Here is a 26,993-nt window from a genome sequence, read left to right on the forward strand (position 1 = left end):
AAGTCAACAAATGCGGAGTAATAAGTATATGATTGATACACCACTTACTGATAAGCAGAAACATTTGCCTGAAAATGCATTGAAGAGTCTTTTAGTTGCCCCAGGACTAAAAGTGCAAACCATGGCGACTGAACCTATGTTAATAAACCCAACGAATATAGATGTTGACGAACGTGGAAGAGTGTGGGTAACTGAGGCATATAATTATCGGTTCGAAATTAACAAGAATAAACCAAGGCCAGAAGGTGACCGAATCTTAATATTAGAAGACAAGGATGGAGATGGGGTTATGGAAACAAGTAAAGTTTTTTATCAGGGGCCTGAAATGAATGCTCCTTTGGGTATTTGTGTTTTAGGAAACAGGGTACTTGTTTCACAAAGTCCGTATGTCTGGGCTTTTTATGACGATAATGGGGATGATAAAGCTGATCGGAAAGAAATACTGTTTCAAGGAATAGGGGGAGAACAGCATGATCATGGCATGCATACTTTTGTTTTTGGTCCGGACGGTAAATTATATTTTAATTTTGGAAACTCAGGGTTAACACTTAAGGATAAGAATAACAAGGTAGTATTAGACCAGGATGGTGATGAAATTGGTCCCAAAAAGTACAAAGATGGTATGTTGTTCCGCTCTGATCCTGATGGCTCTAATGTTGAGTGTCTTGGATATAACTTTAGAAATCCTTACGAACCTGCTGTAGACAGTTACGGGAACATATGGCAAAGTGATAATGACGACGACGGAAATAAAGGCGTTAGAATTAACTATATTATTGAATATGGTAATTTTGGATTTAAAGATGAAATGACTGGAGCTACCTGGAGTACAAACCGTGTAAATCTTGAAGATTCTATACCTGTGCGGCACTGGCATCAAAATGATCCTGGTGTAATACCTAATCTTTTGCAAACAGGCTCCGGTTCTCCAACTGGTATGGTAATTTATGAGGGTTCTTTGTTGCCAAAGCAATTTCAGGATCAAATAATTCATGCAGAGCCTGGTCATAATGTTGTTCGTTCTTATCCTGTTAAAAAGAATGCTGCAGGTTTTAGTGCAGGGATTATAAACATTTTAACTGACGATAAAGATCAATGGTTTCGTCCTTCCGATGTTTGCGTGGCTCCGGATGGATCCCTAATTATTGCAGATTGGTATGATCCCGGTGTTGGTGGGCATAGAATTGGAGATCTGCAACGTGGCCGTATTTACCGTGTTACATCAGAGGCTTCAAGTTCTACCTATAAAATGCTCGTTCAGGATTACGATACTCCAGAAGGCGCCATTAATGCCTTGCAAAATCCTAATCTTGCTGTTCGTCACCATGCTTTTATCGCTTTACAGGAAATGGGTACAAAAGCAATTCATGGTTTAGAAAAATTATGGCGTTCGTCTCCTAATCCGCGGATGCGGGCAAGAGCCTTATGGGTGCTGTCAAAATCGCCAAATGCAAAGAAATATTTATCTGAAGCTATTAAAGATCTCAATCCTGATTTAAGAATAACCGGATTAAGAGCAGCTAGGCAAGTGAATATTAATGTAATTAATTATGTAAAAGAATTAATAAATGATAGCGATCCGCAAGTGCGAAGAGCGTGTGCAATTGCTCTTAGACATAATAAAACACCTGAGGCTGCAAATTTATGGGCATCACTTGCCGCCCAGAATGATGGGAATGACAGATGGTATTTAGAGGCTTTAGGTATTGGTGCAGATAAGCAATGGGACAGTTTTTTAGCTGCTTATTTAAAAAAAGTAAAAAGTCCTTTATTAACTGCCGGAGGAAGGGATATTATATGGCGTGCCCGTACTGACAATACGCTCCCTTTTCTTGCACAACTTGCTTCTGATGCAAATGTTCCCATGAGGTCTCGCCTAAGATATTTCCGTGCATTTGATTTTATTTCAGGATCAGAGAAGACAAGAACCTTATTAAGGTTATTGGAAGAAAATAATAGTAAAGATATTGAAATGAGTACAATAGTTTTAAGATTATTGGATGCTAAAGATGCGGCTAATTCGCCGGTTGTTGCCATTGCAATTAAGAATGTTTTAAACGCTTATTCCGGTACTCAAGAATATTTAAACTTGTTAAGACAATATGGCATTACAACTGAGGGGGCTAAACTTTTGGATATGGTGATAGCAAAAGGAAAAGATCCTATAGGGGTTGATGCGGCAAGACTGATATTTGAGTCGAAGGATGGGCAGCGTTTTCGGGATATAATAAGTACCAAGGAACCTAGTAAAACTCTTAATGTTTTAGCTGCACTTGGAATTGTAGGAAATACTGAGTCAGTAGAAATATTATCAGGTGTAGCTTTATCTGAGTCCTATAGTCAAGCATTTCGTCAAAAAGCTATCGAAGTGCTTGGGAAGAGTCGTGCAGGGGAAGATCGAGTTATGGAATTGCTTCGAGGTAAAAAATTGCCTGCAGATTTGATTCCACCTGTTGTTTCTGGACTAAGTGAAACTCGTACAAAAGCTGTATATGAAGAGGCAAAAACTTTTTTATCCAGCGCATCAAAAGCAAAGCCCGAAAAGAAAGCTTTAATAATAAACTTCAAGGAACTGCTTGCTTTAACAGGTAGTGCTGCAAAAGGAAAGGGTGTATTTAATAAAACTTGTTCTGCATGCCATCAAGCGAATGGACAGGGCTATGATTTTGGCCCAAATTTATCCGAAATAGCATCTAAATTACCTAAAGAGGGGCTTTTTGATGCTATTATTAACCCTTCTGCGGGTATTAATTTTGGTTATGAAACCTGGCAGATTGATATGAAGGATGGATCAAATCTTCAAGGAATCATTTCCAACAGAACGAAGACGGATATAGAACTGAAATATCCCGGAGGTGCAACTCAGAAGATTAAAACTAATGATGTTAAAATGCTTAAAGAATTACCTGGATCCATGATGCCAGAAGGATTGCATGAGATATTGTCAAAACAGGAACTAGTAGATCTGGTTCAATACCTTTCTTTGTTAAAGAAAAAGGAATAATAATTCTTATAATCAATTTAATTAAAAAGGATGATTGATCATTATTTAAACAAAAAACAAATGAATTTCGGTATAAACACATTTCTATTTACCTCTCCTTTTACTAACGATAGCATTTCCTTATTTCCTAAATTTAAAAAGTGGGGTTTCGATTCGGTAGAAATAGCACTCGAAGATGTTTCACATATAGATCCTTCATTTATAAAAAAAGCATTAGATCAAAACGGGCTAAATTGTAATTCTATTTGCGCTGCAATGGGGCCGGGGCGTGACTTGCGGGGTACAAATGAAGAACAGAATATTGCAATAGAATACATTAAAAGTGTTTTAAATATCATGCCTGAATTGGGTTGCCCAATTTTGATCGGCCCGCTTTACTCTACAGTGGGCAGGGCGGAACCGGTTGAAAAAGAACAATATAAAATTCAGTGGAATACAGTAGTAGAACATTTAAAAATGCTATCCGAATATGCAGAAAAATCAGGGCTGAAGCTTGCTATTGAACCCCTAAACCGCTATGAAACTGATTTTATTAATACTTGTGAGCAGGGATTAAAAATGATTAACGATGTCGCTAGTGATGCACTTATGCTGCATCTGGACACCTATCATATGAATATTGAGGAAAAAGATCAGTCGAAAGCTATTTTAAATGCAGGAATCAAACTTGGACATTTTCATGCTTGCGGTTCTGACAGGGGTACACCTGGAGGAGATCAGATAAATTGGAAAAATATCCGTGCTGCGCTTAAAAAGGTTAATTATTCAGGGAGTGTTGTAATTGAATCATTTACTACTGATGTTAAAGTGATTGCCAAGGCTGCCTCTATATGGCGTGACTTTGAACCTTCACAGGAGGATATTGCAATCAAGGGCCTAGAATTTTTAAAATCTTTTTTCAAAAATTAGCTTATGCATTATAACATTAATTCAATAATTATGGACAGACATTTTAATATTATTATAGCAGTTATAGCTTTTTTTAGCTGCTCAGTGTTTACAGCACAAAGTGAAGTAAATCATAAATCAACAAATTATAACAATACTAAGGCGCAAAAAAAGAAGATAGTTTTTGTAGCTGGAAAAGATAGTCACGGCCGGGGCGAACACGAATTTAAGGCAGGATGTTATTTATTAGCAAGACTATTGAATGAGAGCAGACCCGATATAGATGCAGTTGTGACGGAAAATGGCTGGCCCGAAGACCTCACTATATTTGACGGAGCAAACGTTATTGTAATGTATAGTGATGGTGCGAATGAACATATGGTTATTCCACATTTAGAAGAAGTTGATAAACTAGTAAAGAAGGGAATTGGGATTGTGGCTATGCATTATTCGATTGAAGTTCCTAAAGGAAAGGCAGGTAATTATTTTTATAACTGGATCGGCGGTTATTTCGAAGCCTATTATTCCGTTAATCCTTTTTTTATACCCGAAATGGTCAAGTTGCCTAAACATCAAATTACTAACGGCGTCAAACCTTTTAAAATAAGGGATGAATGGTATTACCATTTGCGTTTTGCAAATACAAAAAAGATCACTCCTATATTAAGTACATATCCTCGACTCACAACACTGCTGCCGGAAGAAAACAGCATTCGTGGTAATAATGAGTTTGTAAGAAAGGATCTTCAGGACGGAAAGATTCAAACTATGGCATGGGCTTTTAAGAGAACAGATGGTGGAAGAAGTTTTGGTTTTTCAGGTGGCCACACTCATTCTAATTGGGTTAATGATGATTTTCGGAAATTAATCTTAAACGCAATTGTATGGACCGCAAAATTGAAAGTTCCTGATAGTGGTATTGTTACCAAGACGCCATCTGCAGCTGAAATGGAATATTTACTTAAAGCTCCAAGACCTCCGAGAACAACACATGGTTAGAAGAAGGGTCCCCCGCATGTTAGTTTGGAACCTCTGCAGGAAGACCTATTTAAGGTTTTGTGCCAATTCTTCAATGGCAAGACATTAGATGGCTGAGATAGCGATTTTAAATTCGATTTCCCTGCAAATTAGTTTGAGGAATGAACTAAAAATATAATTTAACCTTATATTTGAAAGGTAACCTATAATATTCATTAAACGCTCTCCAATGACACGTTTCAAAAACACCATTTATGTTGCGCTTTTTTTTGCAATTTCGATGAGTATATTTAATGCTGTTTATTTTGATATTAAATACGCATTATTATCATTCCCCATCTCTTTACTGGTTTTTGGTTTCCCAATTTATTATTTTACCAAATCAACAGTTTTCACCAGGCATGCAGAAATAGATACTGCCGGAAAGGCCATTCTTTATGCTGGTCCAGCTAATCATTTTTTAAATGGATTAAGTATAGGTGGGAAGCTTTATTTATTAGATGACAAAATTCAGTTCCAATCTCACCAATTCAACATTCAAAATGATAGTCATGTGTTGAAATTGGATCAAATAGGTTCAGTAAAAAGTTACAAATCACTCGGTATTATACCAAATGGACTTTCGATCACCACTATAAATGGAGAAACACAACAATATGTGGTCAATAACATCAGGTACTGGAAAAATGAAATCGAACGATTGTCGCAACAGAAAAAGAATGAAAACAATCTTTAAATTCTTAATCACTTTCAATTTATAAACTAATTTACTTAAACTTTCGTTGTACTTTTATGATTAAAAGGCGGGTAAAGGCAAGTAATTTATTTTAGTTGCTTTTATTTTTTTATTTTCGCAAAACATAAATACAAATATATGGAAGAATTTGAAGTTAGCGATGCTTCTAAGAAGACAAAGACGATATATATATCTACGATATTTAGTATTACATTAGTTCTGTTAATGCTAGGGATGTTGGGTCTGATTTTGGTGCATGCCAAAAACCTTTCCAATTACGTGAAGGAAAACATTGTACTTAACATTATTGTTGATGAGGGCACTAAGGAAGCTGATGTATTGCAGTTTCAAAAAGAATTGAATGGAAATATAGCTGTCAAAAACACTCAATATGTGAATAAAGAAATTGCCGCTAAAAACCTAACCCAGGATCTTGGAGAAGATTTCGTCAATTTCCTCGGCTACAATCCTTTATTGTCAACTATTGATGTTTATTTAAAAGCAGATTATGCAAATAATGAAAGTATTGATGCCCTAAAAGCGGAGATCAGCAAAAACCCAGCAGTAAAAGAGGTGATTTACCAGAGTTCTTTAATTGATATGGTAAACCAGAACATCAATACCATTGGTTTGATCATTTTAGCTTTTGCAGCTATTTTATTGGTTATTTCTATTGCTTTGATCAACAACACCATTCGACTGGCAATTTACTCACAGCGCTTTTTAATTAAAAGCATGCAATTGGTGGGTGCCACTAAAAACTTTATCCGCAAGCCTTTCATTTTATTAGCTGCCTTGCATGGTTTAATCGCTGCATTTATTGCCGTCATTATTTTATTAGGGATATTGTATTATGCACAAAAACAAATACCAGAAATCATCATCTTAAGAAATTACACGGAGTTTGGCTTCGTTTTATTGTTTATGGTTGGTCTGGGGATTTTCATCACTGCAATTAGCACGGCTATGGCCGTAAACAAATATTTACGTTTAAAAATTTACGATCTTTACAGATAATGACAGAGAAAAAAACTGTGCCTGCAAATCAGGATAGAAAAAGCGAATTGGTTTTTACCAGAAAAAATTACCAACTGCTCATCATTGCCATTGCTATTGTTGTTTTGGGATTTATTTTAATGGTCGGTGAAACAAATATCTACGACTTTAGAAAAACCTTTATTGCACCAATGGTCGTACTTTTTGGTTTCGGATTTGGTGTTTATGCCATTTTAAAGAAATAAGCGTAATTCATGAATTATATTCAAGCCCTAATTCTTGCTATAATAGAAGGATTAACAGAATTTCTACCGGTATCTTCTACCGGACACATGGTAATTGCCAGCTCTTTAATGGGTATTGGTAAAGATGAATTTGTTAAGTTATTTGAAGTTGCTATACAGTTAGGCGCTATTTTAGCCGTAGTAGTTTTATATTGGAAAAAGTTTATTGATTTCAGTAAATGGCAATTTTACCTAAAACTATTTATCGCCGTTATACCAGCCTTGTTTTTTGGTTTTTTATTGAATGATTTCATCGACAACACCCTTGGCGACCCGATATTTATTGCGGTTGTTTTATTATTAGGTGGTATTGTTTTATTGTTTATCGACAAGTTCTTTAAAAATCAAAGTATTAACAATGAACAAGAGATGAGCAATTTAACTGCATTTAAGATTGGTTGCTTCCAGGTTTTAGCCGTTGCTTTACCTGGCTTAAGCAGAAGTGCGGCAACCATTATCGGCGGTATGCAGCAAAAATTAACCCGACACGCAGCGGCAGAGTTTTCGTTTTTCCTTGCCGTGCCCACGATGTGTGCAGCAACAGGATATAAATTATTGAAAGGTTACCACCTGCTGGATGCCGAGAATATTAAGTTGTTACTTTTTGGAAATTTGGTCGCCTTTATTGTTGCCATCATTGCTATCAAGTCATTTATAGGATTTTTGTCAAAACACGGCTTTCGTGTTTTTGGCTGGTATAGAATAATAATTGGTGTGGTTATTTTAGTGTTATATTTCGCTGAAATACCATTGACCGTTGGATAATGAAAGATAGAGATTTTAATTTTGTAGAGGGTGAGTTTTTGCTGATTAACAAACCTTATAAATGGACTAGCTTTGATGTGGTGGGCAAAATCAGGAACTCCTTGAAACCCTTAAAAATCAAAGTGGGTCATGCAGGCACCCTTGACCCGCTGGCTACTGGCTTGCTGATTATATGCACAGGCAAATTGACCAAGCAGATTGATACTTTTCAAGCACAGGAAAAAGAATATACGGGTACCATGGTACTTGGTGCTACTACTCCTTCTTTTGATATGGAAACGGTAATTGATCAGGAGTTTAACTTGGACGGCCTTTTAGAAGAACAGATTCATGCAGCTACAGTGCCTTTTACAGGTGACATACAGCAGTATCCACCTGCGCATTCTGCTGTTAAAGTTAACGGAGAACGTTTGTATGTAAAGGCAAGAAGAGGCGAAGAAACTGAATTGCGCTTACGCTTTGTTTCTGTTCCAGTGTTCCAAATTACCAGGATTGAGTTGCCGGAAGTAGATTTCAGAATCGTGTGCAGTAAGGGAACGTATATCAGGTCACTGATTTCAGATTTCGGAAAAGAACTGAACAATGGAGCCTATTTATCAAAGCTGACGAGGACTCGAAGTGGCAATTTTCGTTTAGAGGATGCGCTGGAGGTTGCAGATTTGGTGTCGTACCTTAAAAACAAGAAAGAAGAGCAATGCGTAGACAACCTAAATCCAGTAAGTTAAACTTCTTAAAGAACATTTTCTTAATTGCTTGTGGTGTTGGTTCTGCATGCTTTGGGTTGAAAAGCTTTTTGCTGCCCAGCGGTTTTATTGATGGTGGTGTTACTGGAATATCCCTATTAGTAAGAAACTTAACAGGAATTGAGCTCCCCTACCTCATCGTACTCATTAATATTCCATTTGTTATATTGGGTTACAAGCAAATTGGCAAACTTTTCGCCATTAAAACTGCACTCGCCATTGTAGTATTAGCGCTATTATTAATCGTAGCTCCCTTCCCCCCCATTACCCATGATAAATTGCTTATTGCTTTCTTTGGCGGCTTCTTTTTAGGTGGTGGAATTGGTTTATCAATGCGTGGTGGTGGTGTAATTGATGGCACAGAGGTTCTAGCTTTATTTATAAGTAAGAAAAGTTCCCTCACAGTAGGAAATATTATTTTGATCCTTAATGTTATCATTTTTTCTTTTGCAGCTGCTTTTTTAAATATCGAAACCGCCCTCTATGCTATTTTAACCTATTTATCGGCTTCAAATACCGTAGATTACATTGTTAATGGTATCGAACAATATACAGGAGTAACTATTATTTCTGAAAAGAATGAAAACATTAAAAAGTTCATTATTCATCAAATGAAGCGTGGGGTAACTATTTATAAAGGTGAAGGTGGTTATGGTATAAAAAAAGACATTGACATACTTTATACTGTAGTAACCAAACTTGAAATGAGCAAATTACAAACTGCAATCAGATCAATAGATCCCGATGCTTTTGTAATACAACAACAAATTGCTGACATTAAAGGTGGTGTTGTAAAACGCCAGTCCTTACATTAATTTAAGATCTTGAAAATATATCATCACCTTTCTGAATTCAAAAAATTAAACAATGCTGTGGTCACCATTGGAACCTTTGATGGCGTACACTATGGCCATCAAAAGATTGTCAAACGCTTATGCGAACTGGCAAAAACAACTGGTGGGGAAAGTGTAATTTTAACTTTCTTCCCTCATCCAAGGTTAATCCTTGACCCAGAGAATCAGGATTTAAAAATGATTAACACCATTTCAGAAAAAGCAGTAATATTAGCTGACTTAGGGGTTGATCATTTAATCATTATCCCTTTTACCAGGGATTTTTCCAACTTAAGTGCAAAAGAATATATTAATAATGTATTGGTAAATACCCTAGGCACTAAATATATTATTGTTGGTTATGACCATCGTTTTGGAAAAGACAGAAAAGGCGGCATGCCAGAACTGGAAGAATACGCCAAGGTTTACGATTATAAAATTGAAGTAATTAAGGAACAAGACATCAATGATGTTGCGGTTAGTTCTACAAAAATACGGCAAGCATTATTAGAAGGCAACGTAGCACTAGCTGCACAATACCTGGGCTATCATTTTTCTTTAGAAGGACGGGTAATTAAAGGTGATAAAATTGGCCGCACTATTGGCTTTCCTACGGCAAACATATTTATAGAAGAAACCTATAAATTGATTCCTTCGGATGGCATTTATGCCGTTACCGTTAAAATGGAGAACGATCTTTATAAGGGTATGGCCTATATAGGACAGCGCCCAACCATAAATGGAATGACCCGGAATATTGAAGTGAACATTTTTGACTTTAACCAGGAAATTTATGGTCAGGTTATTAAAATGTCTTTTCTTCAGTTTCTGCGACATGATGTTAAATTTACAGGACTGGAAACGTTAAAAGAACAGTTACAAAAAGACAAGGAAAATACCTTGAATTACTTCAGTAAACTGGTCTAAAACAGCAGTTTATTCGTATATTTAACAAAATGAGGGATGGACTTTTAATTTAAAGCAACTTAATGATACACCTTCCAGTACTCATTTCAGACTTAGGACTTATACTTGCCGCTGCAGGGATTACGACACTATTATTTAAAAAAATAAAGCAACCCTTAGTTCTTGGGTATATTCTTGCAGGTTTACTTGTTGGACCTCATGTTGATTTTATTCCTACCGTTTCTGACAATAAAAGCATCACGATATGGGCTGAAATTGGTGTTATATTTTTATTATTTAACCTGGGTTTGGAATTCAGTTTCAAAAAACTAGTAAAGGTTGGTGGATCTTCATCCATCACGGCCATCGTAGAGGTTATATCAATGTTACTGATTGGTTTTGCTGCTGGAAAATTAATGGGCTGGTCTACCATGGACAGCATCTTTTTAGGAGGTATACTTTCTGTTTCCTCCACTACCATCATTATCAGGGCTTTTGAAGAACTCGGCGTTAAGCATAAAAAATTCGCCGGATTAGTATTTGGGGTCTTAATTGTGGAAGACCTTGTCGCCATTTTATTATTAGTACTCCTTTCCACACTTGCTGTGAGCCAACAATTTGCGGGTGCTGAAATGTTAAATTCCATCTTAAAATTAGCATTTTTTCTGGTACTCTGGTTTATTGGAGGTATATTTTTAGTGCCTACTTTTCTTAAAGCAACAAAGAAACTGATGAACGATGAAACCATGCTGATCGTTTCAATAGCGCTGTGTTTATTAATGGTGATGTTGGCAGTTAAGGTTGGTTTTTCTGCAGCATTGGGGGCTTTTATTATGGGATCCATTTTAGCAGAAACTACACAAGCTGAACGTATTGAACATTTAACCAAATCTGTAAAAGACCTTTTTGCTGCAATTTTCTTTGTATCAGTTGGCATGCTGATAGATCCAAAGGTGTTGGTAGATTATATAGGCCCGATAGCAATTATTACTTTGGCCACTGTATTTGGTAAATTTTTAAGTTCTGGTTTAGGCGCTCTACTTTCAGGGCAACCACTGAAAACAGCTGTTCAATCTGGATTAAGTTTGGCTCAAATTGGCGAATTTTCTTTTATCATTGCTACTTTGGGCCTCTCGTTAAAAGTAACCAGCGATTTCCTTTATCCTATTGCCGTTGCAGTGTCTGCTATAACAACTTTTACTACACCATACCTGATAAAATCTTCTGAACCTATTTACCTGTTTATAGAGCGCAATTTACCTGAGAAATGGACTGCAGGTATCAACAGATATAGTTCCGGTACAGCAGGGATAACAACTTTGAGTGATTGGAAAATCTTTCTTAAAGCGTATACTTTTAACACCATAATTCATTCGGTGATCTTGATTGCCCTTGTTTTTATAGGCTCAAAATGGTTACAGCCACTTATAGAAAACAATCTTATAAATGGTGATAAAGGCACAATCGTTAGTTTGTTATTAACTTTTATAATCATGATGCCTATTTTATGGGCCCTTGCTATCCGAAGACTGGCAAGAAAATCTTATAGTAATTTATGGCTCAATAAGAAATACACCCGTGGTCCACTTATAGCTTTAGAAGCTTTACGCATTGGTCTTGCTGTATTTTATGTAGGTTTCCTTATTTTTCAATTCTATAACACCATGATTTCGATTAGCATTGCTTCTTTGCTGATATTGCTGGTAATGATTATATTTTCTCGTAAACTCCAGGCATTTTACAGTCGCCTGGAAAGTCGCTTTCTGAATAACCTCAATGAAAGAGAAGCATTAAAAGTAAAACCGGAAATTTTACCCTGGGACACTCATCTTGTTGAATTAACAATTGCTCCAGAATCAAAGCTTGTAGGCAAATCACTGGTGGAACTTTCCATCAGAGAAAAATATGGTGTAAATATAGCGATGATTGAGCGTGGTAAAATTAGTATTCCTACGCCAGGAAGAGATGAAAGACTCTATCCTTATGACAAGATTTTGGTGATTGGTACAGACGACCAGCTGGCCTCTGTTCAAGAGCTTTTCGATGGCGTAACAGAAGAAACTGAAGAACCTAGCTTTCCAAAGCAAGACATGACCTTGCAAAAAATAGTTATCAACAGCAAATCACCGGTATACGGTTTCAGCATACGTAATTCAGGGATACGTGAAATTACACAGGGTTTGGTGGTAGGAATTGAACGTAATGGGAAAAGAATTTTAAATCCAGATTCAAATTTAGTGTTTGAAAATGATGATGTTGTTTATATAGTTGGCAACAATAAGAAAATACCGGAACTGCTTAAGAAAGTTTAATCTAATAGGAGTTAAATGAAGCTAGACCAAGAAAAAAGCGAGTTTTTAGATGAAATGCTTAACCAATGGCAAGAACAAAACTTGTTAACGGCAGAAGAGGTAAAGAAACTACAAGGAACTTATGAGACTAAAACCTTCGACTGGCGCCGTTTAGCACAGTATTCATTTTGGATTGCTATGGCCTGTGGCGTAATTTCTCTAGGTGCCTTGTTGGTTGACAAAGCTATTTTAATCTATCTCGAAAAGCTGTTTGATACGCCGGATAGCCTTATTAGCATTTTTTCTGCTGTTGCTGCAGGCATATTGTATTACATAGGATTTAAAAGAAGCAAGACCCATCAAATGCAAATATTTAGCAATGATGCTATAATTTTTACTGCAGTTATGCTTACTGCAAATTCGATAGCCTATTTAGGCAAGGCTCTTGGCAACAACAATTCACACTTTTCCCTGCTTATATTATGTTCGGTATTGATTTATGGCATATTAGCTTTTATATTCAAATCCAGGTTAATATGGGCTTTTGTAATCCTGTCCTTTGGTGTTTGGTTCGGGACAGAAACGGGCTATTTATCAAGGTGGAACTGGTATTTCTTGGGCTTAAATTTCCCACTTCGTTTTGTATTTTTCGGTATAGCCCTTATTGCATTCGCCTTATTTTTCAAAAACCATAAGAAGTTTGGCCTATTTTACAACACCACTTATATTGGTGGTATGATTTATCTCTTTGTTTCCCTATGGCTTATTTCTGTATTTGGTAATTATGGTTCAATTGAGGAATGGTATAAAGTAAGCCAAATCAGTTTGTTTTACTGGGCACTGCTGTCTGCCGCTGCATGTATGGTTAGCATTTTTTCAGGGCTGAAATATCGTGATGATGTTGCTAGGGAATTCGGAATAACGTTTCTCTTTTTAAATTTATATACCCGGTATTTTGAATACTTTTGGGACAGCTGGCATAAAGCATTGTTCTTTTGTGTATTGGCCGCTTCCTTCTGGATTATTGGAAAAAAAGCAGAAAGAATCTGGAATTTAGAATTCTTAAAAAAGTAATTACGCTTTAATAAAGTGCACATAAACAACTTTAACGATGTGATAGGAGGATAAGCTGAAAAACAAAATAGCAATACTCTTATTGATCAAATAGCTGCTTATATCAAACTTTTCCTTAATATAACCTGCAAATCGGGCAAAACCATATAAAGTAAGTACTGCGCCAATACCTGAACCCAAACTAAAAATACTTAAAGAAAGGTAACCTGTAGCCACCCATTCATGAGAAATGACATAGGTACCTACAAATAACCAATAGGGAACTTGCATAGGGTTTAATACACCGAGTAACAAGCCATATTTGATACTGTCTTTATGAGAATAATCTTCTTTAGGCAATTGCTTACGTGATTTCCAAGTAAAAATACCCAGAATAAGAAACAAAAACACCATCGCCACATCTATGAAATTGTCGAGTTCAATGCTTAATGATAACCATTGAACAAAACGCATGACCACCATAGTAAAGATGATTTCCACAAAACCAAAAGCACATATAAAGTAAAGTGCTTGCTTGAAACCTCTATTTATAGTTATTTGTACGACCGTGAGGTTAATATTACCAGGAGGAATGTAACCTATTGCATTCAGGATTACCCCTAGTAAGAATGTTAAAAAAAGCATGGACGAAGATACAATTATTTCAAATGTGCTTTTAAATACTTTGCAGTATAGGAATTCCCCTCGGAAACAAGGTCTTCGGGTGTGCCTTGAAATACCAATCCACCACCCAGATCGCCACCTTCAGGGCCAATATCAATCACCCAATCGGCAGATTTAATCATGTCCATGTTATGCTCAATAACTAAAATGGTATTACCTTGTTCTATCAATGTATTTAAAGCGATAAGTAGTTTTTTTATGTCGTGAAAATGCAATCCGGTTGTAGGTTCATCAAAAATGAACATTGTTTTATTGGCATTATTTCCTTTAATCAGAAAGGATGCCAATTTGATTCTTTGCGCTTCCCCGCCCGACAAAGTATTAGAGGATTGACCTAAATGCACGTAGCCCAGTCCCACATCAACCAGCGGTTTGAGTTTATTCAATATTTTAGGCTCCTTTTTAAAGAAATCAACGGCATCTTCAATAGTTAATTCGAGGATTTGAGAAACATTTTTATCGAGATAAGTGATGTCTAATACTTGCTGTTTGAATCTTTTACCACCACAAGCTTCACAAGGCAAATAGATGTCTGCCATAAATTGCATTTCTATTTTAACCTCACCCTCTCCCTGGCAAACATCACAACGACCACCTTCAACATTAAAAGAAAATGCTGAAGGTTTTAACCCTGAGGCTTTTGAAGCAGGTAACGCAGCGAAAAGAGCCCTAATATCATCCCACGCTTTAACATAGGTAACAGGATTAGAACGGGAAGACCTTCCAATTGGATTTTGATCTACCATTTCTACCTGGCTAACCAGGTCAAGGTTTCCAAAAATACCATCATAAGCACCGGTTTGCTCACCTGCATAATTACCAATTGCTTTCTGTAAAGCCGGGTATAGAATTTTTTTAATTAAACTAGTTTTTCCAGAACCCGAAACACCACTTACCACTGTAAAAATACCAAGGGGAAATTTAACATCAATATTTTTCAGGTTATTTTCCCTTGCTCCTTTTAAAAGGACATGGTCATGCCAAGGCCGTCTTTTAATTGGAACAGCAATACTTTCCTTTCCGGACAAGTATCTTCCGGTAAGACTCTTTTTATCTTTTAAGATTTGCTCGAAGGTTCCGTTAAAGACTAAATTACCGCCATGAGTACCTGCTTCCGGACCAATATCAATGATATAGTCTGCAGCTTTCATCATTTCTTCTTCATGTTCTACTACAATTACGGTATTGCCTACATTTCTTAAGCTTTCTAATACGCCAATTAATTTATGGGTATCCCGGGGATGTAAACCAATACTTGGCTCATCTAACACATAAATAGAACCCACTAAACTACTGCCAAGAGAAGTTGCCAGGTTTATTCTTTGAGACTCCCCACCAGACAAAGTGTTGGAGAGGCGATTTAAAGTTAAATAGCCCAAGCCAACATTATTAAGGTATTCTACACGGTTTGAGACTTCAGCAAGTAAGCGCTTAGCAATCTTTTGATCGGTTTTAGAAAGGGTCAAATTGTCAAAGAAACCTAATATGGTAGAAAGAGGCATTAATACAAAATCGATAATGGATTTATCTGCAATCTTAACATAAGAAGCATCCTTGCGTAAGCGCGAGCCTTTACAATCCGGACAAATCGTTTTCCCACGGTAACGGGAGAGCATCACCCGGTATTGAATTTTAAAAGTTTGCGTTTCAAGCTCCTTAAAAAAGGTATCAAGCCCATCGAAATGTTTGTTGCCAGTCCACAGTAATTTTTGTTGTTTCTCTGTTAACTCATGATATGGCCTGTGGATAGGGAAATCAAATTTATCGGCTGTTTTAATCAGTTTATTCAACCATTCGCGCATTTTTTCACCGCGCCATGGAGCGATAGCACTATCATAAACACTTTTGCTTTTATCAGGAATTACCAGATCTTCATCAATTCCAATAACATGTCCATAACCCTCGCACCTTTTACAGGCACCATAAGGATTATTAAAACTGAAAAAATTAGGCGTAGGAATTTCAAAGTCGATGCCATCCAATTCAAAGCGGTCGCAGAAATGAGTGGTTGTACCTTCATTCTCTACATAACAATCCCCTTTACCTTCAAAAAAAGCTGTTTGTGCAGAATCAGCAATCCTGCCAAGAGTTTCTTCTTCATCATTAATTACGATACGGTCTATTAAAATCATGACCGTACTTTCACTAACGAGCTCCTCATCAACAAAATCTTCATCTTCCAATATGGCTTCAATTTTACTGATTTTACCAGCAATAAACACCCTTAAAAAACCTTTTTGTAATAAAACTGCAAGTTCTTCTTTGATGGTTCTGTTGTTATGCGGAAACAGTGGACAATAAATGGTTACCGTACTATCTGTTGCCAGTTTAGAGATATAGTCAACCACTGTGCTAACCGAATCTTTTTTTACAATTTTACCTGAAACCGGGGAATAAGTTTTTCCTATTCTAGAAAACAGGAGCTTCAGATAATCATAAACCTCGGTAGAAGTACCAACGGTAGACCGTGGGTTTGAAGTAATTACTTTTTGCTCAATGGCAATTGCCGGGGCAATACCTTTTATATAATCAACATCAGGCTTGTTCATTCTGCCCATAAATTGCCGGGCATAAGAAGAAAGACTCTCCACATACCTACGCTGTCCTTCAGCATATAGGGTGTCAAAAGCTAGTGAAGATTTTCCTGATCCGGACATTCCGGTAATGACTACAAGCTTATTTTTGGGAATAGCTACATCAATATTTTTGAGATTGTGTACTCTGGCACCCTTTATGATAATATTTTTATGTGAATCTTTCTCTGTTTCCTTGCTCATTACTATTGGATAGAATTACAAATATACCACGAATTATATAGACATGGCATTTTCTGAGAACGTAAAAATAAGGCAGTCAGCACACTTTTATTATTTTTTAACATTTTTATTGTTGTATTCTAATAAAAAAATGCTTCTTTTGAAAGAATTAAGAACAAGAATTGATCCATCACACCTTATACATAAATAGGAGAAACATTATCGATTAAAAAACTACTAAATATTATTAAGCAAACCGCAAGAATTTAGTATAAGTACTCCTATGAATTTACAATTAAATAGTGATCAGGAATTGGTGAAGTTATACCTTAATGGAAGAGAATCTGTTTTGGAAGAACTTCTTCGCAGACATAAAACCAAAATATATACATCTATTTATTTATTGGTTAAAGATCAATATTTGGCAGAGGATATATTTCAAGAGGCCTTTATTAAGGTAATTAATACCCTGAGATCTGGAAAATACAATGAAGAAGGTAAATTTCTACCTTGGGTAATGCGTATAGCGCACAACCTGGTAATCGATTTCTTCAGAAGGGAAAAACGTGGGCCTGTAATTACCAGTTCTGACGATACGGATATACTGAACATGCTTCAGATTTTTGATGAAAGTGCAGAAGAGAAACTCCTGAAAGAGCAAACTTATGCAGACTTAAGGCAGATGATCCATTTGTTACCTGATGAGCAGAAAGAAGTTTTAATTATGCGTCATTATGCAGACCTGAGTTTTAAAGAAATTGCAGACCTTACAGATGTGAGTATAAACACCGCTTTGGGAAGAATGAGGTATGCTTTGAGCAATTTAAGAAGAATGATGAAAGTAAAAGAGGTGAGTTAAAAACACTCCCTTAAAAATTTTTTCAAAATTGTTGTTTAGGTTAAAATAAATTGAAAACTGCTGCGTTAAATAGATAAAACAAATCAGTATTATACTTATGGTAACAACCTCTACTTCAAACTACAACATCAATCACTTTCAACCAAAATCTGAACAGCTGAATACTGATCTTTTTGAAGAAAATGATCTCTTCTTTTACGAAAACCTAAAGAAGGAACTGGATTCGCTCCTTAAAGACCCAAGTGATGAGGTGATTAACAGAATTTTAGCCTACGCTAAAGCAAAGTAATTTAATTTAAGCTGCCTTAAACAGGCAGCTTTTTTATTACCCGTATTGTATATTTGCAGATGCTCAAAAAAGAACGTTACAGACAATTTGTTGCTCATTTTTCTGCTAAGCAACCTAACGCTGAAACAGAATTACATTACCACAATCCTTTTCAATTGTTAATTGCTGTGATTTTATCTGCACAATGCACCGACAAAAGAATAAACCTCGTTACCCCTGCCCTTTTCCAAAGGTTCCCAACACCGAAAGCACTAGCGGAAGTTAGTCCTGATGAGGTATTTGACTATATTAGATCAGTAAGCTATCCGAATAACAAAGCAAAACACTTGGTAGGTATGGCCACCATGCTTTTCAACGATTTTAATAGTGAAATACCTTCTGATATTATCGAACTGCAGAAATTACCAGGCGTTGGCAGAAAAACGGCCAATGTAATTGCTTCTGTCATTTACAATGCCCCAGCCATGGCTGTGGATACCCACGTATTTAGAGTAGCAAACCGAATAGGCTTAACCAATGGAAAAACACCTTTGGCAGTAGAACTCGATTTGGTTAAACATTTACCAAAACACACCATACATATTGCCCACCACTGGCTTATTTTACATGGTAGGTATATTTGTGTAGCCCGCTCGCCAAAATGCAGCATTTGCGAAATTTCAAGCATTTGCCGGTATTACGAGCGACAAGTTAAAGCTAAAATTATTAGTGATTATTAAAAAACTAAATTATAATTTGTGCATTAGTTTTTTTATAACCAAATATATGCATACTTTTGCTAAAATAGTTAGCAATAAACTTCAATTAAATAGTTATTATAAAGAATAAATATTTTATATTTACGAACAAAATTTAATAAAATGAACCCAAACGCAGACAAATTAAAAGCATTACAACTTACCCTTGATAAACTAGAGAAATCTTATGGCAAAGGAGCCGTAATGAAGTTAGGCGACAAGGCTATTGAGGCTATTGAATCTATTTCAACGGGTTCGATAGGTTTAGATATAGCCTTAGGCATTGGAGGAGTACCAAAAGGTCGTGTAATTGAAATATATGGCCCTGAGTCATCTGGTAAAACAACTTTGGCTACACATATTATTGCTGAAGCACAAAAGGCAGGTGGCGTAGCTGCATTTATTGATGCGGAACATGCTTTTGATAAATTCTACGCTAAGAAATTGGGTGTAGATGTGGAGAACCTCTTGATCTCACAACCAGACAATGGCGAGCAGGCATTAGAGATTGCAGATAATTTGATTCGTTCTGGAGCAATTGATGTAATTGTAATTGACTCTGTTGCGGCCCTTGTACCAAAGGCAGAGATTGAAGGTGAAATGGGTGAATCTAAAATGGGGCTACAAGCAAGACTGATGTCTCAGGCATTGCGTAAGCTGACGGGCACAATTTCAAAAACCGGATGCTGCTGTATTTTCATCAATCAATTACGGGAGAAAATCGGGGTAATGTTTGGAAATCCTGAAACTACAACTGGTGGTAACGCGTTGAAGTTTTATGCTTCGGTAAGGTTAGACATCCGCAGAACATCACAAATTAAAGATTCTGATGAAGTCTCAGGTAACAGGATCAAAGTTAAAGTTGTTAAGAATAAAGTAGCACCACCTTTCCGTATTGCTGAGTTTGACATTATGTTTAACCAGGGAATATCTAAAGTTGGAGAAATCATTGATATTGGAGTTGATTTTAACATCATCAAAAAAGCAGGATCATGGTTCTCCTATGGAGACACCAAATTAGGACAGGGAAGAGATGCTGTTAAACAATTATTACTGGACAATCCAGAATTATCTGATGAGATAGAAGCAAAAATCAGAGCAGAAGTTTCTGGCGAGAAATTAGAAGAGAAGGTGAAATAAGACTACGATTAACATACAAAAAGGAAGCCGCATGATGCGGCTTCCTTTTTGTATTAGGATAGTTTCATGTATTTTGCATCTACATAAATGGCAACAATAACAGTGGCTAAAATAGCAATCAATAACACTGCCATACCCAGGTAATTTTTCTTTTTGTCTTGTCGCATTAACCATATAAGAAATATGGTAAAGGGCACAAGCATAAGCCCAATAAAAAGAAAGCTCATTGAATTCATATAATATCAGAATTAGTTAAAAAATCATTCTTGCAGCAGGAGAAACATCCTGACCAACAAAATCTTTGTTTAAATACTTACGGTAACCAGCAATAGCAATCATGGCTGCATTGTCTGTGCAATAATCAAATGCCGGGATAAAAACATTCCAATTCATTTCCTGTGCCAAAACTTGTAAGCCCTCTCTTAAACCTGAATTGGCAGATACGCCACCTGCAATGGCAATATTCTTGATTCCATGTTCTTTGGCAGCTCTTTTTAATTTATTCAGCAATATAAGAACAATACTATATTGTACAGAAGCGCAAATATCATTCAAATGATTATTAATGAAGTCGGGATTCAACTTTTCCTGATCCCTGATAAAATAAAGTACTGCAGTTTTGAACCCGCTGAAACTAAAGTTTAACCCTTTAATTTGAGGCTCAGGAAATTTATATGCTAAAGGATTACCTTCTTTTGCATGTTGATCAATTAACGGACCTCCAGGATATGGAAGTTTCAAAAGCTTAGCTGTTTTATCAAAGGCCTCACCTGCTGCATCATCCAGCGTTTCTCCAATAATTTCCATCGCATCGAAAGCCTTAACAAGCACAATTTGAGTATGACCACCAGAGACCGTTAAACACAAAAAGGGGAACTGTGGTTTAGGATCATCAATAAAATGTGCCAATATATGTGCATGCATATGGTTCACCGCAATTAAAGGCAAATTTAGTGCTAAAGCAAAAGATTTAGCAAAAGAAACACCAACCAATAGAGAGCCCAATAAACCGGGTCCTTTTGTAAATGCTACGGCATTTAATTCATTTTTATTAACTTTAGCATCCGTTAACGCTTGTTGAATTACCGGAACAATATTTTGCTGATGTACCCTTGAAGCTAGCTCTGGGATTACACCACCATAATTTTCATGAATAGTTTGGTTTGCAATAACATTGGCTGTAATTTTACCGTTGTTACAAATAGCAACTGAAGTTTCATCACAAGAGGATTCGATAGCAAGTATTACAGACACGTTTATATAATTTAAGCTACAAAAATATCAAAAAACTATTACAAATACTTCTTTGGTTTATTGCATCAATTTTGTTGTTGCTCTGCATAGTATTATTTGCGCTTCAATATAAGCCAGTGCAAACCTATGTAGCAAAAAAAGCAGCGGCATATTTGTCAAAAGAACTTCATACCACCGTCTCTTTAAGCGGCATTTATATCAAACCTTTTAAATCTGTAGTGATTGAAAACCTGATGGTTTTAGATCATCAAAAAGATACTTTACTCAACACACCCAAATTTTTAGTTGATCTTAATCAGTTTTCTTTGAAACAGCGCATCATAGATGTGAGTACAGCTCAAATCAATGACGGTTATTTTTTCCTGAAATCTTATAAAGATGGCTCTACTAACATTGATTTTATCATTAAATATTTCAGTTCAAACGCAGCCCCTTCAGTAAAAAAGAAAAAAAAGCCATTTGACCTTTCCATCCAAAAGATTATTATCAACAACCTACGCTTTCAATATAAAAATCAACAAGTTGATACCATTATTAAAGGAGTGAATTTCGATGACGTTTACCTCACTGATTTAAATGGGATATTTGAAGGACTGAACACAACTGAACATTTGATACAAACCAACGTTAAGAATTTAAAATTTAAAGAGAAAAGTGGTTTTGAATTAAAAAACCTAAGTGCTTTTACTACGGTAGATACGAACAAGATCGAATTGAAGCAGTTATTGCTGGAAACTAATCAAAGCAAGATAAAAGACTATTACCAGATGACCTTTGAAAAGTTTAGTGATTTTAAAGATTATTTTAATAAAGTGCGTATGAAAGCGAACTTTAAAGATAGTCACCTTGACTCAAAAGACATTGCCTATTTTACTTCAGCGCTTGAAAAGATGAACCTGAACATTGATATTGATGGCCAAGTGAGTGGTTTTGTGAACAACCTTAGGGCAAAACAGCTTTCCATTAAAGCGGGTAAGGCAACTTATATAAAAGGCGACTTTATTTTAAAAGGCTTGCCAAATTTAAGTGAAACCTTTATGGATCTGAAAATTGATATGGCAGGATCAAACAAAAGAGACTTGGATGAGTTGCTGAGCAATACAACAGGAAAAAAAATGAAAAGTATTCCAGTCATCATCAACAAATTTGGAAACTTCAACTTTAATGGAACTTTCACTGGCTTTCAGAATGACTTTATAGCTTATGGTGAGTTTAAAACTAAATTAGGCCGTATAGTTTCGGATGTTAACATGAAGATCGATAAAGCTGGTGTACCGTCTTATTCTGGAAACGTAAAAACTTACGACTTTAACATTGGACAATTATTAGATCAAAAAACCCTGTATAGGGTAACTTCTGCTGTAAACATTAAAGGGCGCGGGACAGAAATCGATAAGTTAACTGAAAAAATTAATGGCGATATTCAATACATAGATTTCAACAATTACAGGTATCACAATGTTAAAATTGATGGGGTATTTGAGAAAAAGTTCTTTGATGGAAGTTTAAAAATCAATGATAAAAACGTTCAGCTTGAATTTAATGGCGGTGTAAATTTAAATCCGGCATTGCCTGTTTTTAATTTTAATGCAACAATAAAAAATGCAAAGCTAAAGGCGTTGCTTTTATATAAAGATTCCATGAAAATTGATGCTAAATTTAACACCAATTTTTCAGGAAATAATTTAAATAATATACAAGGAAATCTTTCAATCAATAAAATTCAGCTTAATAATGCAAAAGGAATTTACATTATAGATTCGGTTAAATTAATGGCAAATGGTATTGGAATAGATAGAACATTAAGAATTGAATCTGATGTTTTAGATGCAAGCATAAAGGGGCAATATGATTTAAACACTATGCCTTCCTATTACAAGGCCCTCGCTAAAACCTATATTCCATCCTTAAAAACTGATATTGTAAAATATGGGGTACAAAATTTTGATTTCAACCTGAAGATCAAAAGATTTGCCCCCATTGCCGAACTCGTGGCACCTGGTTTGGAAATTGAAGATGAAGCGATTTTGATTGGTGATTTTGATTCTAGAAAAAAGATAGCCACATTGAATGGTTTCGTCAAAAAACTAACCTTTAAGGGGGTAACTATTAATAATATTATTATTGATGAGAACACAACGGATGCGCAACTCCATACGATCATTACTTCTGATCGGGTAGACCTTAATGATAGCCTTTTCATCAAAAATGTAAACATTTCCAATATCATCAGGAACGATAGTCTCTTACTCAATGTAAAACTATCAGATGCAGATGAAATGAACCAACTCGATTTAAATGGTCTTGTTGAGTTTGCCACAAACAATACCGCCAGAATTAGCATCTTACCTTCTCTATTGACCATTAATAGGGAAGAATGGAAAATAGAGGAGAAAGTTCAAATGAATTTTAACCAGGGAAAAACTGAAATAACGAATTTCGACCTGAGTAATGGAAAACAACTGATGACAATTGATGGAATAATATCAGATGATCCTAAAGATATATTAAGCATAGGCTTTAAAGATTTTCAGTTAACAACCTTAAATCCTTTTGCTAAAGGCTTTGGTGTTAAGCTAGCAGGGAATTTAAATGGTAACACCAGTATTCGTAGCTTACTCAAATCCACGAGGATTAATGATGACATTAAGATTGATTCAATGACCTTTAATGACACCTATATTGGCACGCTAACAGACACTTCATCGTTCGACAGAAGTGATAACACGGTTAATATTTACACTCGTATACTTGCCAATGACAAGGAAACATTAAAAATGGATGGTAAGTTGGATCTTAAAGAAAAATTGGTTGATGTAACCGTGCGATTAGACAATAGTGAACTTGCCATTTTAGAACCTTTTGTGAAAAATCTGGTGAGTGACCTAAAAGGGAATATAAGCACAGATTTACGTATAAATGGCCCTTTTGATAAACCACAAATCAATGGCGAATTAGCACTCAATAAAGCCATGCTTACGGTCAATTACCTAAAAACAAGGTACACCATATCAGATAGAGTTTCAATAAGAAACAGTGTAATCCGAATTAATAATTTAGGTCTTGAGGATGCAGATGGCAATAAGGCGACAGGAAGTGGTACTGTCGATTTAAATAACCTCAGCTATCCTGACCTGGACATTGAAGTTAAGGCGCTTGACTTTATGGCTTTAAACACGACCGCAAAAGATAATTCGATATATTATGGCCAAGCTTATGCAACTGGGACTTTCGTGTTTAAAGGCCCCACCAATAAAATGTTTATTGGTATTGATGCTAAAACAGAGAAAGGTACCATTTTTAACCTACCTTTAAACAGTTCTGAAACGGTGATGAATAAGGATTTTATCACTTTTCTGAGCAAAGACACTACTAAGGTTATTAAAAAAGAAACAAGCTTTGATGGCTTGACCATGAGTTTTAAACTTATTGTAGATCCCAACAGCACAGCAAATATTTTCACCACCCTAGGTAAGCTGAGTGGAAAAGGCAACGCAAACTTAAATCTGGAGATTAATAGTTTGGGCGATTTTGAAATGACCGGTGATTATATTATAGAATCTGGGAATTTTGATTTCACAGCACAAGAGGTGATTAACAAAAAATTCACTATCCGGCAAGGTGGTAGTATACGGTGGACAGGCAACCCATCGGCAGCCCAAATTCAATTAAAAGCTATTTATTCTTTAAGAGCGAATTTAGATGATCTTTTTAAGGCCGCAAACAGAGAAACGACCAACAATTCGAATGAACGCGTATTAACCGAGGTAGAAATGGGACTTACAGGTTTATTGTTAAAGCCGGATATCAAGTTAGACATCTTCTTCCCTTCTAATCCAGCCATTAAAGATGACCTCCAGGCTTACTTTAATGACCCTAATAATTTAAACCTACAGGCCTTTAGTTTAATCATCCGTCGGAGTTTTGCTCCTGGAACGGGGAAAGAAGCTTTGGGCCGACAATTAACTTCAGGTGTAACAAGTACAGCTACAGAATTACTGTTTAACCAGTTTAATAATGTCTTGTCATCATTAGACCTCGACTTTGTGGATATCAATATCAGGTCTTTTAGTGAGGCAAATGCTTCTTTTAAATTCTTTAATGACCGTATTATTCTAAATGCAGGTATCGTAGACAAAAAAAGTACAAACGATCTTTCGCCTATAGGTTTCTCTAAAAACAATGTAGGAAGTGAGGTGGAAATTTTAGCTTTAATTAAGAAAGACGGAACCCTAGTAGGTAAATTAGCAAACAAACCACCTACACAGCAAAGTATTTTTATCAATTCCGGCATCAATCAAAATAACAACGTAACTTCCTTAGGCCTAATCTACATGCAGCAATTTGACAACTTCAGAGAGCTTTTACAGAAAATTACTGGGCAGTACAAAAGAAACCTAATAAAGAAACAGAAAGAAAAAGAGGCTAAAAAAGCAAAACAGCTACCTGTTAAGGAAGCTGTTTTAAAAGAAAAAAACGGTTAACCTTTCATAATTTGGTGACCCATTTTATCTCTTTTTGTTTTTAAATAGGATTCATTATGAATATTACTCTTAATTTCAATAGCGATATTTTCTACAATCTCTAAACCATAGCCTATCAGTCCGGCTCTTTTTGTAGGGTTGTTTGACATCAACTTCATTTTAGTAACCCCCTTTGCTCTTAAAATCTGGGCACCTACACCATAATCTCTTTCATCACCTTTGAAGCCGAGTTCAATATTAGCTTCTACAGTGTCAAAACCAACATCTTGTAAATTATAAGAACGCAATTTATTAACAAGGCCAATCCCTCTACCCTCCTGGTTCATGTAAACGACGATACCTTTACCCGATTCCTGGATCATTTCTAAAGATTTATGTAATTGGGGACCACAGTCGCATCTGCAAGAACCAAAAATATCTCCTGTAACACAAGAACTATGCACGCGAACCAATACAGGTTCTTCTTCAGTCCATTCACCTTTAGTGATGGCTAAATGGGTTGCATCGCTATCTAATTGTGTATAAGCAGTCATCTTAAAATCACCCCATTGTGTTGGAAGATTAATAGTAACCTCTTCTCTAATTAAACTCTCGTTACTTAAACGGTAAGATATGAGATCTTTTATGGAAATAATTTTCAGCTGATGCTGAGCTGCAATTTTAATGAGGTCAGGCAAACGCGCCATCTCTCCATCATCTTTCATGATCTCTACTAATACACCTGCCGGTTCCAATCCAGCCAACCTAGCCAAATCAATACTAGCTTCGGTATGTCCGGAACGCCTGAGCACTCCACCATGTTTGGCTCTCAATGGAAAGATATGACCAGGTTTACCTAGTTCATTCGGATCGGTATTAGGATTAACTAGGGCCTGGATAGTTTTAGACCTATCTGTGGCTGATATTCCTGTGGTGCAACCATGCCCCACCAAATCAACAGAAACAGTAAAATTAGTTTCGTAAGCAGCGGTATTCTTGCCTACCATTAGCTCTAGTCCTAACTCATCACAACGCTCCTCAGTTAAGGGAACACAAATAAGACCTCTTCCGTAAGTAGCCATGAAATTCACTAGCTCAGGAGTTATTTTTTCTGCTGCAGCGACAAAATCGCCCTCGTTTTCCCTATCTTCATCATCAACTACAATAATCAGCTTACCCGCTTTTATATCTAGAATAGCTTCTTCTATTGTGTTTAGTTTAATTTCCATTTTTAGAATTTCTTGTCCTTAGTCTATGTTTATTTGAACCAAAAGATACATTACAAAGTTACAACCTTCGGCGGTAATTTCAGGTTTAAAATATCATTAACAGGT

21 protein-coding genes are annotated in these 26,993 nt (G+C 36.1%); 17 read left to right on the forward strand and 4 right to left on the reverse strand.

Translation table 11 applies throughout. The annotated features are described in order from the left end of the window. The first annotated feature begins 28 nt into the window (after positions 1-28). From AAKU52_RS12535 to AAKU52_RS12590, 12 genes are all read left to right on the forward strand, one after another. Complete coding sequence (locus AAKU52_RS12535) at positions 29-3,004, forward strand: PVC-type heme-binding CxxCH protein (protein ID WP_354333956.1); 2,976 nt, start codon at positions 29-31, stop codon at positions 3,002-3,004. Positions 3,005-3,034: 30 nt separating this feature from the next. Next, on the forward strand, positions 3,035-3,913 hold the full coding sequence (locus tag AAKU52_RS12540; RefSeq protein WP_354333958.1) for a sugar phosphate isomerase/epimerase family protein: 879 nt from the start codon (positions 3,035-3,037) through the stop codon (positions 3,911-3,913). 30 nt (positions 3,914-3,943) lie between these two features. Then, positions 3,944-4,891: a ThuA domain-containing protein gene (locus AAKU52_RS12545; protein ID WP_354333960.1), complete on the forward strand. Its 948-nt coding sequence runs from the start codon at positions 3,944-3,946 to the stop codon at positions 4,889-4,891. Between the two features lie 208 nt (positions 4,892-5,099). Next, on the forward strand, positions 5,100-5,606 hold the full coding sequence (locus AAKU52_RS12550) for a hypothetical protein (RefSeq protein WP_354333962.1): 507 nt from the start codon (positions 5,100-5,102) through the stop codon (positions 5,604-5,606). 138 nt (positions 5,607-5,744) lie between these two features. Further along, positions 5,745-6,623, forward strand: coding sequence for a cell division protein FtsX (locus tag AAKU52_RS12555; RefSeq protein WP_354333964.1), 879 nt, complete (start codon positions 5,745-5,747; stop codon positions 6,621-6,623). Continuing rightward, positions 6,623-6,847 (forward strand): DUF3098 domain-containing protein, encoded by a 225-nt coding sequence (locus AAKU52_RS12560; RefSeq protein WP_354333967.1) that lies wholly within the window; start codon positions 6,623-6,625, stop codon positions 6,845-6,847. The genes AAKU52_RS12555 and AAKU52_RS12560 overlap by 1 nt, the downstream gene beginning before the upstream one ends. Before the next feature lie 9 nt (positions 6,848-6,856). Then, positions 6,857-7,651, forward strand: a complete 795-nt coding sequence (locus AAKU52_RS12565; protein ID WP_354333969.1) for an undecaprenyl-diphosphate phosphatase — start codon at positions 6,857-6,859, stop codon at positions 7,649-7,651. Next, positions 7,651-8,376 carry a tRNA pseudouridine(55) synthase TruB gene (gene truB / locus AAKU52_RS12570; RefSeq protein WP_354333971.1) on the forward strand — a complete coding sequence of 242 codons (726 nt, stop codon included), beginning with the start codon at positions 7,651-7,653 and terminating at the stop codon, positions 8,374-8,376. Before AAKU52_RS12565 ends, truB begins: the two co-directional genes overlap by 1 nt. Then, on the forward strand, positions 8,346-9,209 hold the full coding sequence (locus AAKU52_RS12575; protein ID WP_354333973.1) for a YitT family protein: 864 nt from the start codon (positions 8,346-8,348) through the stop codon (positions 9,207-9,209). The genes truB and AAKU52_RS12575 overlap by 31 nt, the downstream gene beginning before the upstream one ends. Positions 9,210-9,218: 9 nt before the next feature. After that, a complete protein-coding gene (locus tag AAKU52_RS12580; RefSeq protein WP_354333976.1) occupies positions 9,219-10,154 on the forward strand; it encodes a bifunctional riboflavin kinase/FAD synthetase in 936 nt (311 codons plus the stop codon). A 62-nt stretch (positions 10,155-10,216) separates the two neighbouring features. Next, the gene (locus AAKU52_RS12585) at positions 10,217-12,445 is read left to right on the forward strand and encodes a monovalent cation:proton antiporter family protein (protein ID WP_354333978.1); all 2,229 of its coding nucleotides are present in this window, start codon (positions 10,217-10,219) and stop codon (positions 12,443-12,445) included. 15 nt (positions 12,446-12,460) lie between these two features. After that, the gene (locus AAKU52_RS12590; RefSeq protein ID WP_354333980.1) at positions 12,461-13,498 is read left to right on the forward strand and encodes a DUF2157 domain-containing protein; all 1,038 of its coding nucleotides are present in this window, start codon (positions 12,461-12,463) and stop codon (positions 13,496-13,498) included. Here the strand turns inward: AAKU52_RS12590 and AAKU52_RS12595 are convergent, their stop codons facing one another. Together AAKU52_RS12595 and uvrA are read right to left on the reverse strand one after the other, a co-directional pair. Continuing rightward, the gene (locus AAKU52_RS12595; protein ID WP_354333981.1) at positions 13,499-14,122 is read right to left on the reverse strand and encodes a LysE family transporter; all 624 of its coding nucleotides are present in this window, start codon (positions 14,120-14,122) and stop codon (positions 13,499-13,501) included. Between the two features lie 14 nt (positions 14,123-14,136). Then, on the reverse strand, positions 14,137-16,938 hold the full coding sequence (gene uvrA / locus AAKU52_RS12600) for an excinuclease ABC subunit UvrA (protein WP_354333983.1): 2,802 nt from the start codon (positions 16,936-16,938) through the stop codon (positions 14,137-14,139). A 262-nt stretch (positions 16,939-17,200) separates the two neighbouring features. Between uvrA and AAKU52_RS12605 the strand changes: the two genes are divergently transcribed. The 4 genes from AAKU52_RS12605 to recA all read left to right on the forward strand — a co-directional run bounded on the left by AAKU52_RS12605 (position 17,201) and on the right by recA (position 19,942). Then, positions 17,201-17,776 (forward strand): RNA polymerase sigma factor, encoded by a 576-nt coding sequence (locus AAKU52_RS12605; protein ID WP_354333985.1) that lies wholly within the window; start codon positions 17,201-17,203, stop codon positions 17,774-17,776. A 97-nt stretch (positions 17,777-17,873) separates the two neighbouring features. Further along, a complete protein-coding gene (locus AAKU52_RS12610; RefSeq protein WP_354333987.1) occupies positions 17,874-18,065 on the forward strand; it encodes a hypothetical protein in 192 nt (63 codons plus the stop codon). A 59-nt stretch (positions 18,066-18,124) separates the two neighbouring features. Next, a complete protein-coding gene (gene nth / locus AAKU52_RS12615; RefSeq protein ID WP_354333989.1) occupies positions 18,125-18,784 on the forward strand; it encodes an endonuclease III in 660 nt (219 codons plus the stop codon). 141 nt (positions 18,785-18,925) lie between these two features. Then, a complete protein-coding gene (recA, locus tag AAKU52_RS12620; protein WP_354333992.1) occupies positions 18,926-19,942 on the forward strand; it encodes a recombinase RecA in 1,017 nt (338 codons plus the stop codon). Between the two features lie 252 nt (positions 19,943-20,194). Here recA and tsaD read toward each other — a convergent pair whose 3' ends face one another. Continuing rightward, positions 20,195-21,196, reverse strand: coding sequence for a tRNA (adenosine(37)-N6)-threonylcarbamoyltransferase complex transferase subunit TsaD (gene tsaD / locus AAKU52_RS12625; protein ID WP_354333994.1), 1,002 nt, complete (start codon positions 21,194-21,196; stop codon positions 20,195-20,197). A 152-nt stretch (positions 21,197-21,348) separates the two neighbouring features. Between tsaD and AAKU52_RS12630 the strand changes: the two genes are divergently transcribed. Continuing rightward, positions 21,349-25,680, forward strand: a complete 4,332-nt coding sequence (locus tag AAKU52_RS12630) for a translocation/assembly module TamB domain-containing protein (RefSeq protein WP_354333997.1) — start codon at positions 21,349-21,351, stop codon at positions 25,678-25,680. On the opposite strand, the gene AAKU52_RS12635 is transcribed toward AAKU52_RS12630, so the two are convergent. Further along, a complete protein-coding gene (locus AAKU52_RS12635) occupies positions 25,677-26,888 on the reverse strand; it encodes a bifunctional 3,4-dihydroxy-2-butanone-4-phosphate synthase/GTP cyclohydrolase II (RefSeq protein ID WP_354334000.1) in 1,212 nt (403 codons plus the stop codon). The two genes, AAKU52_RS12630 and AAKU52_RS12635, sit on opposite strands and share 4 nt — an antisense overlap. Positions 26,889-26,993 lie beyond the last annotated feature (105 nt).

Source organism: Pedobacter sp. CG_S7, assembly GCF_040544395.1.
GTDB lineage: Bacteria > Bacteroidota > Bacteroidia > Sphingobacteriales > Sphingobacteriaceae > Pedobacter.

Excerpts from the sequence above, each read along its gene's own strand:
- AAKU52_RS12535 (WP_354333956.1), top strand. The coding sequence starts at position 29 with ATGATTGATACACCACTTACTGATAAGCAGAAACATTTGCCTGAAAAT.
- AAKU52_RS12540 (WP_354333958.1), top strand. The coding sequence starts at position 3,035 with ATGATTGATCATTATTTAAACAAAAAACAAATGAATTTCGGTATAAAC.
- AAKU52_RS12545 (WP_354333960.1), top strand. The coding sequence starts at position 3,944 with ATGGACAGACATTTTAATATTATTATAGCAGTTATAGCTTTTTTTAGC.
- AAKU52_RS12550 (WP_354333962.1), top strand. The coding sequence starts at position 5,100 with ATGACACGTTTCAAAAACACCATTTATGTTGCGCTTTTTTTTGCAATT.
- AAKU52_RS12555 (WP_354333964.1), top strand. The coding sequence starts at position 5,745 with ATGGAAGAATTTGAAGTTAGCGATGCTTCTAAGAAGACAAAGACGATA.
- AAKU52_RS12560 (WP_354333967.1), top strand. The coding sequence starts at position 6,623 with ATGACAGAGAAAAAAACTGTGCCTGCAAATCAGGATAGAAAAAGCGAA.
- AAKU52_RS12565 (WP_354333969.1), top strand. The coding sequence starts at position 6,857 with ATGAATTATATTCAAGCCCTAATTCTTGCTATAATAGAAGGATTAACA.
- truB (WP_354333971.1), top strand. The coding sequence starts at position 7,651 with ATGAAAGATAGAGATTTTAATTTTGTAGAGGGTGAGTTTTTGCTGATT.
- AAKU52_RS12575 (WP_354333973.1), top strand. The coding sequence starts at position 8,346 with ATGCGTAGACAACCTAAATCCAGTAAGTTAAACTTCTTAAAGAACATT.
- AAKU52_RS12585 (WP_354333978.1), top strand. The coding sequence starts at position 10,217 with ATGATACACCTTCCAGTACTCATTTCAGACTTAGGACTTATACTTGCC.
- AAKU52_RS12590 (WP_354333980.1), top strand. The coding sequence starts at position 12,461 with ATGAAGCTAGACCAAGAAAAAAGCGAGTTTTTAGATGAAATGCTTAAC.
- AAKU52_RS12595 (WP_354333981.1), bottom strand. The coding sequence starts at position 14,122 with ATGCTTTTTTTAACATTCTTACTAGGGGTAATCCTGAATGCAATAGGT.
- uvrA (WP_354333983.1), bottom strand. The coding sequence starts at position 16,938 with ATGAGCAAGGAAACAGAGAAAGATTCACATAAAAATATTATCATAAAG.
- AAKU52_RS12605 (WP_354333985.1), top strand. The coding sequence starts at position 17,201 with ATGAATTTACAATTAAATAGTGATCAGGAATTGGTGAAGTTATACCTT.
- AAKU52_RS12610 (WP_354333987.1), top strand. The coding sequence starts at position 17,874 with ATGGTAACAACCTCTACTTCAAACTACAACATCAATCACTTTCAACCA.
- nth (WP_354333989.1), top strand. The coding sequence starts at position 18,125 with ATGCTCAAAAAAGAACGTTACAGACAATTTGTTGCTCATTTTTCTGCT.
- recA (WP_354333992.1), top strand. The coding sequence starts at position 18,926 with ATGAACCCAAACGCAGACAAATTAAAAGCATTACAACTTACCCTTGAT.
- AAKU52_RS12635 (WP_354334000.1), bottom strand. The coding sequence starts at position 26,888 with ATGGAAATTAAACTAAACACAATAGAAGAAGCTATTCTAGATATAAAA.